The 18,116-nt window shown below is 37.7% G+C and carries 14 protein-coding genes; 8 read left to right on the top strand and 6 right to left on the bottom strand.

All coding sequences use genetic code 11. The features are described 5' to 3' along the window. Positions 1 to 225 precede the first annotated feature (225 nt). Together HXT46_RS04350 and HXT46_RS04345 are read left to right on the top strand one after the other, a co-directional pair. Positions 226 to 1,035 carry a nucleoside phosphorylase gene (locus tag HXT46_RS04350; RefSeq protein WP_285084896.1) on the top strand — a complete coding sequence of 270 codons (810 nt, stop codon included), beginning with the start codon at positions 226 to 228 and terminating at the stop codon, positions 1,033 to 1,035. Between the two features lie 270 nt (positions 1,036 to 1,305). Continuing rightward, a complete protein-coding gene (locus tag HXT46_RS04345; protein ID WP_421785715.1) occupies positions 1,306 to 3,090 on the top strand; it encodes an ABC transporter ATP-binding protein in 1,785 nt (594 codons plus the stop codon). Positions 3,091 to 3,273: 183 nt separating this feature from the next. On the opposite strand, the gene HXT46_RS04340 is transcribed toward HXT46_RS04345, so the two are convergent. The 4 genes from HXT46_RS04340 to HXT46_RS04325 all read right to left on the bottom strand — a co-directional run bounded on the left by HXT46_RS04340 (position 3,274) and on the right by HXT46_RS04325 (position 6,400). After that, positions 3,274 to 4,089, bottom strand: a complete 816-nt coding sequence (locus HXT46_RS04340) for an energy-coupling factor ABC transporter ATP-binding protein (protein WP_004138062.1) — start codon at positions 4,087 to 4,089, stop codon at positions 3,274 to 3,276. Further along, complete coding sequence (locus HXT46_RS04335; protein WP_116439862.1) at positions 4,089 to 4,940, bottom strand: ABC transporter ATP-binding protein; 852 nt, start codon at positions 4,938 to 4,940, stop codon at positions 4,089 to 4,091. Before HXT46_RS04335 ends, HXT46_RS04340 begins: the two co-directional genes overlap by 1 nt. After that, positions 4,922 to 5,722 (bottom strand): energy-coupling factor transporter transmembrane component T family protein, encoded by an 801-nt coding sequence (locus HXT46_RS04330; protein WP_421785712.1) that lies wholly within the window; start codon positions 5,720 to 5,722, stop codon positions 4,922 to 4,924. Before HXT46_RS04330 ends, HXT46_RS04335 begins: the two co-directional genes overlap by 19 nt. A 78-nt stretch (positions 5,723 to 5,800) precedes the next feature. Next, positions 5,801 to 6,400: a sensor histidine kinase gene (locus HXT46_RS04325; protein WP_004114802.1), complete on the bottom strand. Its 600-nt coding sequence runs from the start codon at positions 6,398 to 6,400 to the stop codon at positions 5,801 to 5,803. 394 nt (positions 6,401 to 6,794) lie between these two features. Between HXT46_RS04325 and HXT46_RS04320 the strand changes: the two genes are divergently transcribed. Then, entirely contained in the window at positions 6,795 to 7,781 is a 987-nt protein-coding gene (locus tag HXT46_RS04320; RefSeq protein WP_421786333.1) for a DUF3137 domain-containing protein, read from the top strand. A 97-nt stretch (positions 7,782 to 7,878) separates the two neighbouring features. Next, the gene (locus tag HXT46_RS04315) at positions 7,879 to 8,457 is read left to right on the top strand and encodes a LemA family protein (protein WP_004138045.1); all 579 of its coding nucleotides are present in this window, start codon (positions 7,879 to 7,881) and stop codon (positions 8,455 to 8,457) included. 171 nt (positions 8,458 to 8,628) lie between these two features. Here HXT46_RS04315 and HXT46_RS04310 read toward each other — a convergent pair whose 3' ends face one another. Continuing rightward, entirely contained in the window at positions 8,629 to 11,091 is a 2,463-nt protein-coding gene (locus tag HXT46_RS04310; RefSeq protein WP_421785710.1) for a hypothetical protein, read from the bottom strand. A 233-nt stretch (positions 11,092 to 11,324) separates the two neighbouring features. Next, positions 11,325 to 12,656: a Na+/H+ antiporter family protein gene (locus HXT46_RS04305; protein ID WP_421785708.1), complete on the bottom strand. Its 1,332-nt coding sequence runs from the start codon at positions 12,654 to 12,656 to the stop codon at positions 11,325 to 11,327. Between the two features lie 278 nt (positions 12,657 to 12,934). On the opposite strand from HXT46_RS04305, the gene HXT46_RS04300 reads away from it, so the two are divergent. The 4 genes from HXT46_RS04300 (at position 12,935) to HXT46_RS04285 (ending at position 18,099) form a co-directional block, all read left to right on the top strand. Beyond that, on the top strand, positions 12,935 to 13,687 hold the full coding sequence (locus HXT46_RS04300; protein WP_004113203.1) for an SDR family NAD(P)-dependent oxidoreductase: 753 nt from the start codon (positions 12,935 to 12,937) through the stop codon (positions 13,685 to 13,687). Between the two features lie 11 nt (positions 13,688 to 13,698). After that, on the top strand, positions 13,699 to 14,661 hold the full coding sequence (locus HXT46_RS04295) for a 2-keto-3-deoxygluconate permease (protein ID WP_004113201.1): 963 nt from the start codon (positions 13,699 to 13,701) through the stop codon (positions 14,659 to 14,661). Between the two features lie 626 nt (positions 14,662 to 15,287). Then, positions 15,288 to 16,031: an ATP-binding cassette domain-containing protein gene (locus HXT46_RS04290; RefSeq protein ID WP_101886526.1), complete on the top strand. Its 744-nt coding sequence runs from the start codon at positions 15,288 to 15,290 to the stop codon at positions 16,029 to 16,031. After that, positions 16,021 to 18,099, top strand: a complete 2,079-nt coding sequence (locus tag HXT46_RS04285; protein WP_180947075.1) for a YhgE/Pip domain-containing protein — start codon at positions 16,021 to 16,023, stop codon at positions 18,097 to 18,099. Before HXT46_RS04290 ends, HXT46_RS04285 begins: the two co-directional genes overlap by 11 nt. The last annotated feature ends 17 nt before the right edge of the window (positions 18,100 to 18,116 follow it).

Raw genomic sequence — 18,116 nt, 5'->3', positions numbered from 1 at the left:
AGACTATAGCGAATGGATCTGTGTTTGTCAAACTTGATTTGTGTTTGTCAAACTTTGATATGTACTCCTTCTCATGCGTGAGTGTCTCTGTTTGGCGATAGTAGCCAATCGCCCGAGAATTTGTTGTGTTTGGCTGATTTGTGATTTTTGTGCGATAATGTGCGTGCTTGTATATAGGATTGAATGGCTTGTAGAATTAGTTTATTGTATGAAGGAGTTGATTATATGACAGAATACGATTTACCGATTTTAGAGTATGATTCCGATAAAAGTGCAGTTTTAATGCCAAATCACGATAATATTTCTGTTCAGCTTCCATCTAAAGCGGTTTTTGCTTTCTTAGGCGATGAAATTGATCAGTATGCTTTAAGTAGGAAAGCTACGATTGTAGCAAATTTTGAATCTGCAACTAAAGTATATCCAATATATGTTTTGGAAGAAAAAGTAGGAGATACAGTAAGGGAAAATACAAACAGTGAAGTAGAAGAAGAAACGCAAAAAATCTGCTTAGTGCAGGCTCCAGTTGGCGCTCCTGCCGCTGTTCAGATCTTAGACTGGCTGATTTCTTACGGTGTTAGCGAAGTTGTTAGTGCTGGTTCTTGCGGATCGCTAGTTGATTATGCGGAAAATGTTTTCCTGGTTCCGTATAAAGCTTTAAGGGATGAGGGGACTTCTTATCATTATTTGCCTCCAAGTCGTTATGTTGACGTTTCAGAGTGCTCGAGACGTGCTATTTTACAAACTTTACAGGCGCACAATTTGCCTTATCATGAAGTTAAAACGTGGACTACGGATGGGTTTTTCCGTGAAACTAAGACGAAAGTTGCTAATCGTAAGCAGGAGGGATGCGCGGTTGTTGAGATGGAGTGTTCTGCTTTAGCGGCTTGTGCGCAAATGCGTGGGATTGTTTGGGGTGAGATTCTTTACACTGCAGATACTTTGCACGATGTTGAAAATTACGATGAGCGCAATTGGGGTGGAGACTCTAAAGCGTATGCTCTTGAGCTTTGTATTGAAGCAACGTTGCGCATTTGACACGTTTACACTGATAATACATATGGAATCAGTGTTTTAATTTGATTTTTTTTTAACTCTATGCTTATTATTTCTGTCAAGAATTACGTATAAATGCGTTTAAGTATTACGTTAAGGGTTAATAATCATGATAAGTATGATAGTGTAGCTTTCAATGCTTTGTAGCGAGTGAATAAGCAAATAGCTTATGAAGATGCTAGCTGCGAAAATGCTATTAGAGAAGAGATAATAGAAATAGTATAGATATAAAGGAAGTGAGAGGTAGCGAGAATGAGTAAAACTGACAACGCGGCGAATCAGCAATCGTCCGCGAATCAAAATACTGTGGCGAATCAGCAATCGTCCAAACTGCATCCCGACGTGAAAAATTACGTAAAACTATTTTTCAAGGAAAACAAACTTGTAGCTTTTCTTTCGATGATAGTTTTTATTGCCTTGTCTATGATTTTCACTGCTATTTCTTGGATTTTGCAAATTATTTTCGACTATATGTCTGGCAAAGGAGCCTTCTCTTTAACTACTATTTTTCTGCTTGTCGCTTCCTTTATGCTGGTAATCTCCCTGATTTTTGCGTTGAAGCGCAGCGCGTATCCTCGCTTTCTTGAAAAAGCAATGAATCAGTATAAAGAGTCTGTTATTAAGAAGCTTTTAAAAAAGAGTTATAGTGATTTTTCGCTTGCGAATTCTGGCACGTATCTTTCTGTACTTACTAATGATTGCGAGCGTATTCAAGAAAAGTATTTGAAGAAGATTTTTGACTTTGTTCAAGATGTTCTTATGCTTGTAAGCTCGCTGGCTCTTATGATTTACTACAGTCCGCTGCTCACTGTTATTGCTCTTATTATTTCTGTGCTTCCAATGGCGTGCTCGATTCTTACAGCTAATGGAATTGCCACTCGAGAGGAGCAGGTTTCTAAATCGAATGAGTCTTATACGGCCCTGACGAAGGATGTTTTGAATGGAGTTTCGGTTATTAAGAGTTTTAAGGCGGAGCAGGAGGTTATTAACCGTTATCAGAATCAGTCGATGGAGCTTGAGCATACTAAGAATCTTCGCGAAAAAACGATGACTACTGTTTCTGCTCTTGGAACGATTTCAAGCCTTGCAACTCAGCTTGGCGTGATGCTTGTTGGCGCTTGGATGGTTAATGCTCATGTTGGTGTTATTACTGCTGGAATGGTGTTAGCTTTCACTAATTTGATGAATGGAGTGCTTCAGCCTATTGCAAGTCTTCCGCAAATGCTTGGCGAGATGAAGGGTGCTAAGAAGCTTATTAGCAAGATGGCTGATTATATGAGTAACGTTAAGGAAGATTCTGGCGATATTATTGACGATTCTATTAAAAGCATTGTTTTGCGAGATGTTTCGTATTCTTACGATGCTGATCGTAAAGTCTTGAAAAACGTAAATCTAACTTTGCAAGCTGGAAAATCTTACGCGATAGTAGGGCCTTCTGGTGCTGGTAAGAGTAGCTTGATTAATTTGCTTATGGGATATTACAAGGATTATGAAGGTAGCGTGCAGCTGAATAATCACGAACTTAGCAATGTGAGCAAGAGTTCGCTTTATGATAAGACGACTCTTATGCAGCAGTCTGTGTTTATGTTTGATGCTTCGATTTTAGATAATATTACGCTGTTTAAGCCATTCCAGGACGCGGAGGTGGATCGCGTGATTCACCTGGCTGGTTTGGATGATTTGATTGCTGCTAAAGGTAAGGATTATCAGTGCGGCGAGAACGGTAGTCATCTTTCTGGCGGCGAAAAGCAACGTATTGCTATTGCGCGAAGCTTGCTTAAAAAGTCCGAGATTTTGCTGGTTGATGAGGCAACGAGTGCGTTAGATAACGAGACGAGTGCGAACGTAACTCAGTCTATTTTGGATTTGCAAGGAATTCTTCGACTCGTGGTAACTCATCGCTTGGATGCTAATTCGCTTAAACAATATGATGAGATTCTTGTGATGAAAAGTGGCGAGCTTATTGAGCGCGGAAGCTTTGAGGAGCTTATGAATCAGAAGGCTTACTTCTACTCGCTTTATACTGTGTCTATGTGAGTATGTGGCTCTGATTGTAGGAATGCTCTGGTTTGTTGGCATGCGCTGTGCAATTTCAATCTCGGTAAAAATATTAACGCAGCATGCTTTCTGCGATAGTAGCCAATCGCCCGCGAATTTGCAGCGATTGGCTACTTTGGTATTGGATACTTTGCGATTAGCACTCTGATTATTCAGTTTATGCTATCTGCGATTATTTCGTTCACGATACGAGTTCACAAAATCTTCAACAGATAGGAACGTATTTTCATAACCCAGTTTCTCGCACAGCTTCACAACATCTGGCTTATCAAGATGTGCGCTAGAAAGTATGTCGTCTCGCATAAATGCGTCGCGCGCAGTGCCGTCAAAAAGAACATTGCCATTTGAAAGCACAACAACGCGATTAAATACTCGAGCCACAAAATCCATATCGTGAAGAACAGCTATAACAATTTTCCCCTGAGAAACAAGGTGCTTAATAATTGATTCAATACAACGTTTTCCGCGATCGTCCTGAGCAATCGTAGGCTCATCTAAAATAACAACTTGAGTATCCATTGCTAAAATTGACGCAATAGAAACCATTTTTCTTTCACAAAGACTTAAATCGTAAGGATTTACCTCGCTTTTATCTAAAAGTCCTACGAGTTTTAGACTTTCTTTTGCTTGGATCAATGCTTGACTCTTATCAATTCCAATTTTTAAAAGTCCAAACATTACTTCGCGTATAACAGTTGATTCAAAAATCTGGTCATCTGGATTCTGGAATACGAATCCAATATCTTTAGCAAGAGAGGGAACAGTACATTCTGCAATATCTTTACCATTTAATAAAACGCTTCCAGATTTCGGCGTAAGAAGTCCTCTAAGGATTTTAAGTAAAGTTGTTTTTCCAGTGCCATTTTGACCAACAATAGCGCATGTTCCAGGAGCAAAAGACAAATTTAGATTGTTGAATATTTGTGTTGTTGGAGTATGAGAAAAAGACACGTTTCGTATTTCAATAGTAGGAGTCATTATAAGCGATTCCCTTCGTGCGAGCTTAAAATTTGTGACGTTTGCTCAAGAGTTATTGGATACAAGCCATTATTGTTTTTTAACGAAAGTTTTTTGCAAATTTGAGTATAAACAGGAGGATTTACGCCATATTCTTCCAAGTCTTCGCGAGAAAAGATTTTTTGCGGAGTATCAAAATCAATGAGTTTTCCTTCGCTTAAAAGCATTACGCGGTCGCTATATTGCGCGATTTTTTCCATTTTGTGCTCAACCATAATAATAGTTTGACCCTGATTTTTTAAGGATTCTACTGCTTTAAAAACCTCTTCAGAACCTTTAGGATCAAGCTGCGAAGTTGGCTCGTCTAAAATTATTATTTCTGGTTGCATAACTAAAATAGCGGCAATAGACATTCGCTGCATTTGACCGCCAGATAAATCGTATGGAGAACAATCTTTAAGATGGGCAATGTTGAGCATGTCCATGATTTTCTCTACGCGACTTTGCATCTCGTTTTGCTCAATTCCAAGATTTTCAAGCCCAAACGCAATTTCTTCGTACACAGTAAGCTTAGAGCCAGTAATTTGATTAAAAGGATTTTGGAAAACTAAACCAACTTTTTTACAAAGACTGTCTATTGGCGTAGTTTTTGCGTTAAGACCGTCTACCTCAACTTTGCCGCCGTACGCTCCGTGGTAAAGATTAGGAACAAGACCTAAAATAGCTTGAGATAATGTTGATTTTCCAGCTCCATTAGCACCTATTATTCCAATAAATTCGCCTTTATGAATGTCGCAAGAAATGTCATTGAGTGCAAGAGTTTTACTATAAGGATAGCGATATTTTAAGTGCTCTATATGAATAGCTGCCATGCTATATATCCTAAATTATGAAGCAACGCATAAATAATAGACGCTATTATTACAATTAAACAAGCGCATAAAAATAGCGTATTGTATTTGCTTGGCTTAAATGGTTTTATGAATGTTTTTTGATTATTGCACGAAAATCCGCGAACTTCTAAAGCTATAGTTCTTTCTTTAGAACTCATAAACGAAGACATTATAATCGGGGATATTAAAGGCAAAAAAGCTTTGAAACGCGTTATAAGAGAACCTTTTGTTTTCAATCCTCTGCTTCTTTGAGCGTCAACAATAGTCGAAGTTTGCTGTGTTATTTGAGGAATGATTTGAAATAGCGAGACAAAAACATAGCCCATTCTAGGTGGTAAACCAGCTTGTATCATCTCTTGCATCATATTAGAAGGTTTAGTTGTAAGCGTTAAAACACAAAATGCAAACGAAATATTTAATATATTTAGCACAATCTTCATAGCTACTTCAAAACCTTCTTTGCGAGCAATCAAAGGTCCTAGTTTGAATAAAATCGTGTAATTTCCTGATCTAAAGAAAGTCTGAACTATAAAAATAGTTACAATAATAAAACCAGTAACTTGTATTACGATTTTTATTTTTGCTAGAACCTTTGATGTTGCAAGTAAGATTAGGCTCAAAATAATAAAGATAGCGAAAGAACTATAGCCTCCAAGCAAACTCGGTGTACTTGTAGCGCATATTACGTATGCAAGCTTGGTTTTTGCAGATAGTCCGTTTAGAAACGAATGCTTATCTTCAAATAGGCTGATGCTTTTCATGCTATCTCGTCTTATTGTGCTTATATTAAAACTTGTAGAACTTAGCGTTTATGCGATTTATTTTCTGGTGATAAACGTTTATTTATCAAGATCTTCGTCATCTGATTGATATATGGCTATTAAACTCTTAGGAAGAACTTTATAAATTCCAGCTGCAAGGAACAAAACAACAATCTTGTCTGGTATATCTACAACAAGCTCATCTACGAATGATGCAAAGAAGCCTTTGGAACCCATTGCTGCAAAAACAGCGTCACCCCAAACGTTTCCAGTGGTTCCGCCCCAATAAATCATGTTTAGAGGTGTAGAAATGATTATTGCGATTGCTGCAACAATAAGGCTTGTTATAAAAATGTGTAGGCCTTTGTCCATATATTTTAATCGTGCAGCGATTCCAACGCTTACTCCAATTGCTGCAGCTGTAATGCTATAGACTGTAGAAATTGGATCAATTGTTAAGCCGTAAACAATATTGGTTAAAAATCCAGCAATTCCGCCTACAACAGGCCCAGCCAAGCATGCTGAAATGCAAGTGCCTAGTGTGCCAAGCCAAAGTGGTAGTTTTAGCATGCTTGCAAATAGTTTCGCAACATAATTTATGCCGATTGCGGCTGGTATTAGTACGAGTGAAGCAGTAGTTAATTTAACGCTCCAAATATTTTTTAGTTTCTTTACCATTTTTGAACTTCCTATCAGTTAAGGAATAAATTCAAGTTCATTATACGCTTTGAGAAATGTTATTAAAGTAGTTGAAAATTAATGTGTTATAAATTGTAATCTTGTTTATTTTTTGTTATTTTGTTTTTTGCTATTTGTTTTGTATTAGATCTTTATTGAAAATAATCACATTTAAGATACTTTGCTAGCAAAATCAAAGTTGTTCAAAATCAAAGTCACTATTCTTTAACTATCACAAATTCCATTATCACAAATTTAACTATCATAAATTCTACTATTCCAAATAATGGTTATTTATGATAAAAAAATATAAGAGCCTTTTATGCCTTTTGCAAAAATGTTGTTATAAAAATATTGTTACAAAAACATTGGCGATTATAAGAGGGAGATGACGATGAATGTAAAGCATAGTAGCGTGTTTACAAATCCCGAAGTTTTAGAAAGACTTAATAAATTAGAAAAATCTCCCCAAATGCAAGGGAAATTAAATGAGTTAAAAGACGGCATAAAAAACAACGCTTTTGACCCAATGCGTTTGATTCCATTAATACCAGTAGTCCTGATTATTGGTGCTGTTGGCAATTATCTGCCTTCACTTGATTACTCTACTTATAAATATCCTTTACTCATAGTAATTGCTTTTGTTGTTTGCTTTGCTGGCAAGTTTTTTGTAAAGAATAAGGTTGATGTAAGCGCGCTATACGCGGATAATGTTTTAACGCCGATTTTGAATGCGATTCTGCCTGGAACGGTATTAGAAAATTCCGAAGGAATTGACAATAGCATTTTTAATAATCTTCTGCCAATATCTAGTAGGTATTATTCAAACAAACACATAATTTTTGGCGATGAATCTAAAACTGAATTTTCAAATATGCAAGCAATGCACTTTTCTAGAACTGAAAGTGGAAAAACTGTCAAAAAAACTGATTTTATTGGTCAAGTCTTATTAATAAACGCAAAAACCAATATAAATGGTCATATTAGAATTGTTCCCGTTACTGGAAAGACCTTTATGGGGCAAAAACTAAATGGATACTATGGCAAAAAAACAAAAGAAGAGAGCGAAGTCCAAACAGAATCCATTGAATTTAACAATTCGTATTCAATCTTTTCTACAGACGATTTTTATACAAAGCTTGTATTAGATCCAAGTTTTATAGAAGCATTGAATAATTTGCAAAAAAGAATGAGAGTTTGCATATATATAGATAGTGAGCATATTATTGCAGCTTTTGACTCTGGTCGGTATCTATTCGGAGCTCCTGGAAAATCTGGAATAGAAAATATATCTTTAATAAGAGAATATGAAAAATTTAGAGATGTTTTGGCTGAGTATTACGGAATAGTCAGCGTAATTAAAGAAAAATTGCAAAATTAGAAGCTAGAAAATTGCGATACTGGCGAATTGCAAAAGCAGAAAAACTAAGACTAGAGAAAACTAAGACTAGAGAAAGACTAGAACTAAAGGAGACATTATGAGTGACATTATGGATAGCATTATAGATAGGGACACCATTTTAATAGTTATTGCAATAGTGCTTGTAATGATTATTGGTTGGTTTATTGGCACTTTAAATAGATTAAGAAAATATAGAGTGATTATAAAAGAGTCGCAGAAAAACGTTGATATTGCGCTCGCTAAAAGATATGACACGATTTGCCAAATGTTCAAAGTTGCACAGTCATTTGCAAAATATGAAAAAACAACATTAGTGGATTTAGTGAGTCTAAGAGAAGGCTTAAACTCTGATGATTCTAGTGCGGTAATAAAAAATCAGAATCATGCGATAGGGAAGATTTATGCTTTAGCAGAAGCTTACCCAGAATTAAAGTCTTCTGAACAATTTCTGAATTTGCAAGAAGAAGTGAACGACGAAAACGAGCAATTGGCTGCAGCAAAAAGAATTGTAAATAGTAATATCAGCGCTCTTAATCAAAATATTGTTACTTTCCCAATTTCGCTTATTGCAAGATTAAGCGGAATGAAGCAGATGGATTTTCTTGATGAAGATGATTTAAGCAATAAGAAGAATATCGATAGCATATTGGGCTAGCGAAAATGTTTAGCTAGACGGTATATCTAATGTAGCCAATCGCCCGCGAATTTGCATCGATTGGCTACATTTGTATTGGTTGATTGGTGTTTTTAAAAATAAACGCCAGTTAGTTTAGTTCAACTTGACTGGCGTTTATTAGTTATTTGCGTTATTGGCTATCTGTGCTCGTTACTTGCTGTGCTTGCCAATGCGCGTGCGTTTAAGCGAAAATGCACCGAAAGCTGACAGCAGGAACGCTAATCCAGTGCCTGCAATGGTTGAGGTTTCAGAGCCTGCGCGTGCAAGCGGTTCGTGCGTTTGTAAAGTCGGTGCTTCTTCCACAGTCTCTTCTTGTGCTGGTGATGGCTCTGGTTCAGGTTCTGGTGCCGAAATTATAGGCACTGGAACCGGTTCAAGTTCTGGAATTGGAACAGGAGTTGGTTCTGGTTCCAATTCTGGTTCAGGTTCCGGTGGAACAGGTGTTGGCGGAACAGGTGTTGGCGGAACTACAGGTGGTTTCGGTTTAGGAGATTTTGGATTAGGATTTGGATTAGGTGTTGCTTTTATCACGTCAAAGAATGCATTGATAAAAGCTACGTGCTTCGCATTGCTCTTCTCATGCAACGTTATACCCGGCTCATAGGTATATTTTGGTGTTTCTGCTGGATTAAGAACCATTGGAAGATTATCCAACTTAGAGCCATCTGTGTTGTAAGAATCCCCAACCTGAGCATCTTTATTCGCGGTAAATGTAATTGAATAATCCGTATGCAGCACATACGACACATTCATATCCATCAAAGACGTCTGCCGATTTCGAGTAAACAGAACCTTTTTTATTTCCACTTCCTTTGGCTCTGGATTCAATACCTTCATAAATTCATCAGTAATATCCTTAATTGGCTTACGATTTTCATCTACCAGATAAAACTTGAGTGGCACCGTTTTTGTTTCTCCCGGCTTAAGATAAATAGGGCCATTAGCATACATGGCAGTTACTGTTCTACTAACATTATTGTCGCCAAGATCACTAAATTTATACTGCTGCTTTGTTAGAGGATTAGTTCCAGGTTCGCCTTCAAAAATATCATTCCTATTTTTATACGCCTTGAATTTCTTAAATTCACCTACCATCATATAGTCTGAGCCATCTTTACCTTTATGGATCGTTGCTATATACACAGGAATTTCGCGGCTTATTTCGCCATTCTTCCAGGCAATCGTAGGAGCGCCATCAAAATTCTTATTCAGAAAGTCGTAGGTCAAACCTTCCAGCCCTACGCCACCGACTTTTTGTTCAAGATTGTGTTTTGCAAAGCTATACGTGCCTATTGTTGTTTGGTTAATTGAGTCCCACATCTTCTGTGAATTTTGATCTTTGAAGAACCATGGCGTTTCTTTGATGTTTTCTTCTGTTGTTTTTCCGTCCTTCGTGATTTTTAGCGTAACGTTGCTGAGTTTTCTTGCGGAAATAGCTTTACCGTCTTCTGTAAACGCTGCAACATCTGTCATTGTCAACGCGTTTGTATTGGGATTGTAACTGAGATACTGAGCGTACGCCCTTATTTGTTCAGTATTAGTATTTTTATCGTTATTTATTACTTGCCACTGAACCTGTTTGTCGTTACTGTCCGTTGCGGTTCCAGATGCCAATACATTAGTAGCAGACTCAGGTGGCTTTGGCTGTGGTGTTGGTGAAACAACGGGTGGCTTTGGCTTATTTACAGTAATGTTTTGCAATATGCCCAACGTTATATAGTCTGAATCTTTGCCCGTATGGGTTGTTGCCATGTATACAGGAATTATGCGGCTTGTTTCACCTTCCTGCCAGTCTGTTATTATTGGCGTGCCCTCAACTTTGCGCGCACTAAAGTTGTATTTCAAACCGCTAAGGTGTTTGCCGCCAACTTTTTGTTCTTGATTGTATCTCGTAAAGTTGTACGAACCGATTGTTGTTTTATCAATTTCATCCAAAATATTCTTTAAATATTGACTTTTGTAGAACCATGGTGTTTCTTTAATATTGCTAATGATTGTAGGCGTCGTTTCATTGTTGTTTGTAACTTTTAAGGTAATTTCGTTATATTTTCTTGCAACAACATTTGCTGCTTCATTCTTGAATGGCAAATTGCTCATAGTTGCGATTAGCTTATTATTATTAGAATCATAATTGAGCTGTTTGCCATATTCGCTCATCTTTGCCGCGTCAGTAGCTTTGATATTACTGGAATTATCCGTTACTTGCCATTTGACTTGTGTGCCGTTCTTATCGGTCGCTGTCCCCGATGCTAATTCATTGCTTGTTGAATCAGCGTGTGATGTGTTTTGCTGAACATCCTTATCTGTCGTTACGCCTTTGGAATCAACAGTTGTTTGAACCGTATTTGTATCGTAGTCGCGATCTTCACTGGTAGTGTTGTTGTGGTTAGTAGATTTATCATTTTTTAAATTATGCTGATTAGTGGAATCGGTCTGTGGTGGGGGGGGGGTATTTGTTTTTGTGCTACTATTTGCACTCTCAACATTAGTTCCATTGACACTACTTGCAATAGCATTAGAAGCATAAGCGGTTTGGCTCATGCATACTGCGCAAGCTGCGGTCGCAATACCCATCATGGTTGAAGTCAGAATGATTTTCGTTGTCTTATCCATAAAATACCCAATTAATTAACTAAACCTTTGTTACTTTATTTCATAAAATATAACAAATACATAATTGCATATTACATTATAATGATTTTGATAAAAAATATAAGTGTTTATTGATAAAATTATCAATAAACACTTATATGCATTTTGAAATACTTAATCTCTATTGAATATTCAACTAAATATTTAGCTAAATAATATAAGATATTTAGTATCTAATCTTAAGAAATAATCTGCTAAATAAACTGAGATATTACAATACCTGCAACCATAAGTGGAATATTGAAGATAAGGAATGTTGGAATGCAAGTATCCCAAATGTGGCTATGCTGACCATCTGCATTTAGGCCAGAAGTAGGGCCAAGCGTTGTATCGGAAGCAGGGGAGCCTGCGTCTCCAAGAGCTGCAGCAGAAGACATAAGAAGAATTGTTGCAGGAGTGCTAAAACCAATACTTTGGCAAAGAGGCACGAACAAAACTGCAAGAATAGGAACCGTGCCAAACGAAGTGCCTATGCCCATAGTTACAAGCAAACCAATAATTGTAATAACGAATGCAGCGATTAGCTTGTTTTGACCCATAGAAGCAACTCCAAAGTGTACAAGCTCATTAACTCCGCCCGTAGCTTGAATCACGTTAGCGTAGCCGCCAGCAATGAGCATAATAAATGCAATAAGACCCATGAGTTTTACGCCGCCCATAAGCTGCTTATCGATATCTTTCCATGCAACGGCTCTAAAAATAATCATGGTTGCAAGACCTGCAAGAGAAGAAAGTGAAAGATCCTTACTAATAACTTGAACTACTACAACAACAATAATCGCAAGCATGGTTACATAGTGTGCTTTAGTAAGCGGGCCAACAACAGCGTCCGCTGCGCGAGTATCTGCTTCTGTTGTTTTATATTCGCGAGGCTTTCTGTATAGCACAAACACTGCGAATAGGAGGGCTGCAAGCATTGCAGCACCCAAATACCAGTTCACAGCGCTAACGTCTGAAACGCTAACTTTCATACCATTTTTAGAAAGATTAGTTGCAATAACTGTTTGGAAAATTAAGCCAAAGCCAAATGGAATAGCAATGTATGGCACTTCTAGTCCGAACGCAGTGCAGCATGCGGCGGCGCGGCGATCTAGCTTAAGCTTGTTCATAATGGAAAGAATTGGCGGAATAAGAATAGGAATGTAAGCAATATGAACAGGCACAATATATTGAGACATGCATGCAATAATTGTTAGAACTGCAAGAAGAATAAATTTGTTTGTGCCGATAAGTTTACTGATTTTTTTAGAAATGATTTGAGCTAGGCCAGTTGCTGTAATTGCTTCTGCAAAAGTACCAAGAAGAATGTAGGCGAGCGCAGTTTGCGCATTTGTGGAAAAACCATCACATAGCAAAGCCATAATAGTATGGCTTCCATCTCCAAAAAGAGGGAGATGTCCAGCTATGCCTCCTGCAACGCATGCAACAATCATTGCGAGTAAAACATTGAGTTTAGCGAGACTTAACGCGCATAACACTACAACCGATACGATTACCGGATTGCATAGAATGTTTAAAATCTGCATACTGTTTCACCTCTTTTTAAAGTTATCTTCATTTTGATGTTTGCAAATAATATGTTTTTCAATTTTGATAATTTTTAAATTTTAATAATTAAAGACAATATCATAAAGATTTACGTAAAGTTTTATTTGCAAAGTAAAACTTAAATTACTTTTTTATAAATTACTCTTTAAAAGTTAAATACACTAATTAAATACATTAATACAAATTTGTTAACAATAGCATTTAAGAGTAGACTCAGCCATGTTATTATCTCTTTTTCAGAAAGAAGGTAAAAACAATGAATTTCACAAATGACGTGGTCATTGTAACAGGAGGCGCCCAAGGAATCGGCAGAGAAGTCGTGCGAGGCGTACTAGATGGAGGCGGAAAGGTAATTATCGCCGATATCAATGAAGAAAAAGCAAACCAAACAAAATCTGAATTAGGTTCAGATAATATCTTTGTCTATAAGATAAATCTTGGTGATGTTCAAAATGTTAACGACGTTTTTGCGCAGATAATCAAAGATTTTGGCAAAGTGGATGTTTTGGTAAACTGCGGAGGCGTTGTATCAACTGTTCCATTTGAACAGTTAACAGACGCTGAATTTGATAGAACAGTAAAGATTAATCTTTACGGCACTTACGCAACAAACCATGCTTTATTTGAGCATTTTAAGGAAAATGGTGGCGGAAGAATAGTAAACGTTAGCTCTGTTGCTGGAAAAATTGGTGGCGGTTTACTAGGAACAGCAGCATACGCAACATCTAAAGCTGGTGTGAATGGTTTAACAAAAGCCGTTGCAAAAGAAGGCGGCAAGTATGGCATTCGTTGCAATGCAGTATGCCCATCTTATACTGAAACGCCAATGACTCAAGCTTTGAAGGAAGATAAGGAAAAGGAAGCGAAAATTATTAACGCGATTCCTTTGCGCCGCAAAGCACAACCTGTGGAAATTGCGCAAATGATTCTATTCTTTGCATCTAAAGAAGCCTCCTTCGTTAACGGAGAGATTGGCGATGTTGATGGCGGAATCGTATTAGACGGTTGACGGAGAAAATCATGTTCGCAAACCTAAAGAGCCAAATCACAAAAATAGACTTAAAGAAAATAAAAATTCCAGGAGCTACAATCGTTGTTCCTCTATTTATAGGATGCTTGGTAAACTCATGTTTCCCAGCAACCTTAAAAATAGGTGGTTTTACAACAGCTGTAATTAACGGAACTGGTCCTTTAGTCGGCGCATTCATGCTTTGCATTGGAGCAAGTCTTTCATTTAAGAACGCTCCTAAAGCTTTGTGGCGCGGTGCTGTGATTATTAGCGTTAAGATCCTAACTGCTATTGTTATTGCTCTGCTTGTTTCCAAGTTCTGCAACAATAATCTACTTGGATTGTCAATGTTATCTATTTTAGGCGCAATGACTGTAGCTAATAATGCACTTTATTCTGGTATTACAGCAAACTATGGCACTGAAGTAGATCGTGGAGCTGTTGCTATGACAACCATAAGCGTTGGTCCAACAGTAACAATGATTGTTATGAACTCTTCTGGGCAAGCCGTAATACCATTCTGGCAGATTGTTGGATCAATTTTGCCTCTTGTTTTAGGAATGATTCTAGGAAATTGTTTCCCTTACATGAAGAAGCAACTGGTTAATGGCATAATCCCTATAACCATGATTCTGGGCTTTGTTCTAGGAGCAAACATGAACTTTGCTCAACTAGTTGAAGGTGGACTTTCTGGTGTGCTGCTTGGCATTATAGTGCTTTCTGGATTTGTATTTACAGTATTAGCAGATCGCTTCTTAACTAGGGGCTCTGGTATTGCTGGAGCTGCAATAAGTAGTACTGCAGCAAGTGCTGTTGCAACACCAGCTGCAATGATGGCTATAGATCCAAATTTGGCAAAAGCCGCATTAATAGCAACTCCTCAAATTGCTGCTGCAGTAATTATTACTGCTTTGGCTACGCCATGGTTAACTGCACTAGTGAGTAAAAAATTTGCTAAAAAATCTAGCAAGTAATCAATAGATAATAAATAAATAAAAAATAGATAATAAATAAAATAACTAGTTCAGCCCTGCAAAATAAAATTTGTGGGGCTGAATTACTATTGCGATTGATTTTAGAAAGACGTAAACAACACTAAAACATGCCAGCAATGATTTACAAAAGCCAGCACTCGTCTCAAGTGGTTTAACTTTCATAAATAGATTTAAGATTATTTATGATATTTGGAAGTAACATGATTAAATCAAAAATGTGAGATTTTGTTATATATAGCGTATTTTTATGGCTAAAATATAGACAAATGAACAAAATGTTTAAAAATAAGTTAGTATTTGTTCGCCTTGAAGAGTACCATGAAAGTACTTTCAGGAGATTGACGTCAATAATTGGTCTCTTGACTTATAACATTTTGTTGCAGCATAGCAATATGAGGTAGTCGCCAAAATCATTATAGGCGATATCAGAATTAAATATTGAGTCTGAAGTTAGAAAAATCAAAAAAATCAAAATAAAACCAAAAAATTGAAAATTGAAAATTAAAAATCCACGATTAAAGAGTAAAAGGAGGAATGCTCGACGATTGCAATAGAAGCGTGCAGTACAGTTTCGCTTCAAATGCTTATTTCGCCGCATGTAAATTATGCAAGAAGAACAAACGCTTATAGAAGCGAAAGAATTAGGATTAAAAAGATTTAGAAAATCTCCATTTTGGGATGTGTCATTAAAAGTTGAGCCTCACCAAATCGTTGCAATATCGGGCGAACATGGCTCTGGAAAGTCTGCACTGCTGCTCACACTATCTGGATATATGAAATTCACAAGTGGAATGCTAAAAATAGCAGATTTGGATATGCCAACAGACACTAGAGAATCGCGTCAATATGTTGGGCTGGGACTATTCAATGGAATCAATGAATTCTACAACACTCAAACAATAGAAGAAGTGCTTATGAGCGAGCTAAAACTCGCGAGTGCATCGCCTCTATTTCGTGAACAATACAAAAATGATGTTAAAAATCGCGAAGCTCTACATCAATACGCGTATAACGTTCTAGCGTATTGGAAAGTGTTATCTCCTAGAGAAACTGCTATTGGTGATTTAACGCCATGTGAGCGCATGAGATTGGGAATCGCACTTGCTTTGCTAAAAAAGCCATGGATTCTTTTTGTAGACGGCGTAGAAACTGAGCTTACAAGTGAGCAAAGTGAATGCTTGCTTGCAGACATTCGTTCATACGTTAGTAAAAACTACTGCTCGTGCTGTGTGGGAGTTTTGCAAAGCGAGATAGAAAAGAAGGCAGATCAAGTTTTAAGGCTAAATCGCGTAAGTTACAGCGAAGATTATGAGCTTAACAAAAATGGAGATGGTAAGAATGCGCGTTAATACTATTGTTCTTGCGTTCCGTGAATTAAATAATGCTATAAAAGGTAAAGCTCGAAAACTTGTTATTGGAACAGTAGCCTTAATCCCACTTTTATATGGGTCTTTGTATTTATGGGCGTTTACTAATCCATACAAAACTCTAGATACGGTTCCAGTCGCAGTTGTTGTGGAAGATAGCGGTGCAATAATAAACGGCAAAATGCGCAATGTTGGCAATGAAATCAAGAATCGTTTAAGGAATCAAAAAGATGGAAGCGAAGGTTTCCAGTGGAACTTTGTAGATAGTGCTAAAGCAAACAAAGGCATTAAAAATGGCGATTATTTTATGGTAGCAACTATTCCATCGTCTTTTAGTAAGTGCATTGCTTCTGCGCAATACGATACTCCGACTAAAGCAAAGCTACACGTAAAATACGATCAAGCTAGTAACATGCTTGCTTCTCAAATAGGCAAAACAGCGTTTCACACTTTAAGAAGTGAAATTAGCGAGGCGATTGCACAAGAATATTGGGAGCATATGTTTGAAAAAGTAAACTCTGCTTCTGATTCTTTTAATGCTGCTGTGAGCGGTTCTGGCGATTTAAGCGCGGGAATGCAATCGCTTAATGGTGGTGTAGATAAGCTGAATGATGGATCAAGCAAGCTTACTCAATCTTTGCAAAAACTACAAAACGGATTGGGTGAACTTCAAAAAGGAGCGCAAACGCTTAGCAATGCAAATGCGCAAAGCAAAGAGGGAGCGCAATTCTTAGCGCAAAAAACTAACGATTTGGCAAATGGTGCAAATCAGCTAAATAGTGGAGTGCAAACGCTACATAACGCAACAGACGAACTATATAATGGTGCGCAAAAGCTTTCAGATTCTAGTGCGCAGCTTGAAGAACATGTTAAAGCAGGAAACGAGGCTACAAAAAATCAGCTTACTCAGCTGCTTGTTGAAGCACAAAATCCACTTGTAACTAAAGAGCTTGTGCTAGAAAAGTTGCAAGATCTTGCAGGAGGATTAAGCGAGAATTCTAAGCTTCTAGATACAAATCTTTCGGCATTGAGTCAAGGTGCTGGAGCGCTTTCTTCTGGAAGTTTAAAGATAAAAGCTGGAGTTGACGCCGTTTCTAAAGGAATATCGAGCGTTCACAACGGTTCAACTCAGCTTTCTGCTGGAGCAAATAAGCTGGCAGAAGGTCTTAGCGTTGTTAGCAACGGCAGTGAAAAGCTCAATAATGGTATTGATTCTGCTGCGCTTGGGTCTGCAAAAATAGTAGATGGCTCGAGCAAGCTTAATTCTGGAGTTCAAAAGCTTTCTGAAAACACGCCAAAGCTTGCTGAAGGAGCTAAAAAGTTGCATGAAGGCCTTAAAAGCGCACAAAGCTCTAGCAAAATCAACAATATTAAGCAAAAAAGTAATATGATGAGTGCTCCAGTTGCGCTTAAAGAGCATAATTATTCGCATGTTGAAAACTACGGAACTGGTTTTGCGCCTTACTTTATTTCGATAGGCCTTTGGGTTGGCGCGCTTATGGCAACTTTTGTTTTAAGGGTTATGGATAGGCGAGCAATACTTAATGGCATGAATCCGCTTAAAAGTGCGCTTATTAGCTTGACTCCGTTTGTGATTATGGGCGTAGTGCAAGCTGTAATTCTTATGGGCGTAGTGCACGGAGTGTTGAAGTTGCAGATTGACAATGTTGGTGCATTCTACGCGCTGGGGATTATAGCGTCAATAGTCTTTATGGCTATAATGCAAATGATTATGGCAGTGTTTAAGATTCCGGGAAGAATTGTTGCGATTGTGCTGCTTATGTTGCAAATAACTAGCTCTGCAGGAACATTCCCAGTGCAAATGACGCCATCGTTCTTTAGGGCGGTTCACCCATACTTGCCTATGACGTACTCGATTCTTGGGCTTCGTCAAGCTATGGCTGGAAGGAACAGTGGAGCAATAACCTCCAGCATTGGAATTCTTGTAATATTTGGCATTATTGCGATTGCAATAACAAGCATTGTTGATTGTGTAAAGCGCACAGTTACTATGTTTGATTTGCATCCTGTAATTACATTGGAGGCGTGAAAATACGACAATGAGTA

It is taken from the genome of Gardnerella sp. DNF01204, from assembly GCF_049244145.1.
In the GTDB taxonomy this organism is placed as follows: domain Bacteria; phylum Actinomycetota; class Actinomycetes; order Actinomycetales; family Bifidobacteriaceae; genus Bifidobacterium; species Bifidobacterium vaginale.
The sequence above is the reverse complement of the archived record's forward strand: the minus strand, read 5'-3'. Positions and strand labels throughout refer to the sequence as shown.

Coding starts and splice junctions, on each gene's coding strand:
- HXT46_RS04350 (WP_285084896.1), top strand. CDS start 226: ATGACAGAATACGATTTACCGATTTTAGAGTATGATTCCGATAAAAGT.
- HXT46_RS04345 (WP_421785715.1), top strand. CDS start 1,306: ATGAGTAAAACTGACAACGCGGCGAATCAGCAATCGTCCGCGAATCAA.
- HXT46_RS04340 (WP_004138062.1), bottom strand. CDS start 4,089: ATGACTCCTACTATTGAAATACGAAACGTGTCTTTTTCTCATACTCCA.
- HXT46_RS04335 (WP_116439862.1), bottom strand. CDS start 4,940: ATGGCAGCTATTCATATAGAGCACTTAAAATATCGCTATCCTTATAGT.
- HXT46_RS04330 (WP_421785712.1), bottom strand. CDS start 5,722: ATGAAAAGCATCAGCCTATTTGAAGATAAGCATTCGTTTCTAAACGGA.
- HXT46_RS04325 (WP_004114802.1), bottom strand. CDS start 6,400: ATGGTAAAGAAACTAAAAAATATTTGGAGCGTTAAATTAACTACTGCT.
- HXT46_RS04320 (WP_421786333.1), top strand. CDS start 6,795: ATGAATGTAAAGCATAGTAGCGTGTTTACAAATCCCGAAGTTTTAGAA.
- HXT46_RS04315 (WP_004138045.1), top strand. CDS start 7,879: ATGAGTGACATTATGGATAGCATTATAGATAGGGACACCATTTTAATA.
- HXT46_RS04310 (WP_421785710.1), bottom strand. CDS start 11,091: ATGGATAAGACAACGAAAATCATTCTGACTTCAACCATGATGGGTATT.
- HXT46_RS04305 (WP_421785708.1), bottom strand. CDS start 12,656: ATGCAGATTTTAAACATTCTATGCAATCCGGTAATCGTATCGGTTGTA.
- HXT46_RS04300 (WP_004113203.1), top strand. CDS start 12,935: ATGAATTTCACAAATGACGTGGTCATTGTAACAGGAGGCGCCCAAGGA.
- HXT46_RS04295 (WP_004113201.1), top strand. CDS start 13,699: ATGTTCGCAAACCTAAAGAGCCAAATCACAAAAATAGACTTAAAGAAA.
- HXT46_RS04290 (WP_101886526.1), top strand. CDS start 15,288: ATGCAAGAAGAACAAACGCTTATAGAAGCGAAAGAATTAGGATTAAAA.
- HXT46_RS04285 (WP_180947075.1), top strand. CDS start 16,021: ATGCGCGTTAATACTATTGTTCTTGCGTTCCGTGAATTAAATAATGCT.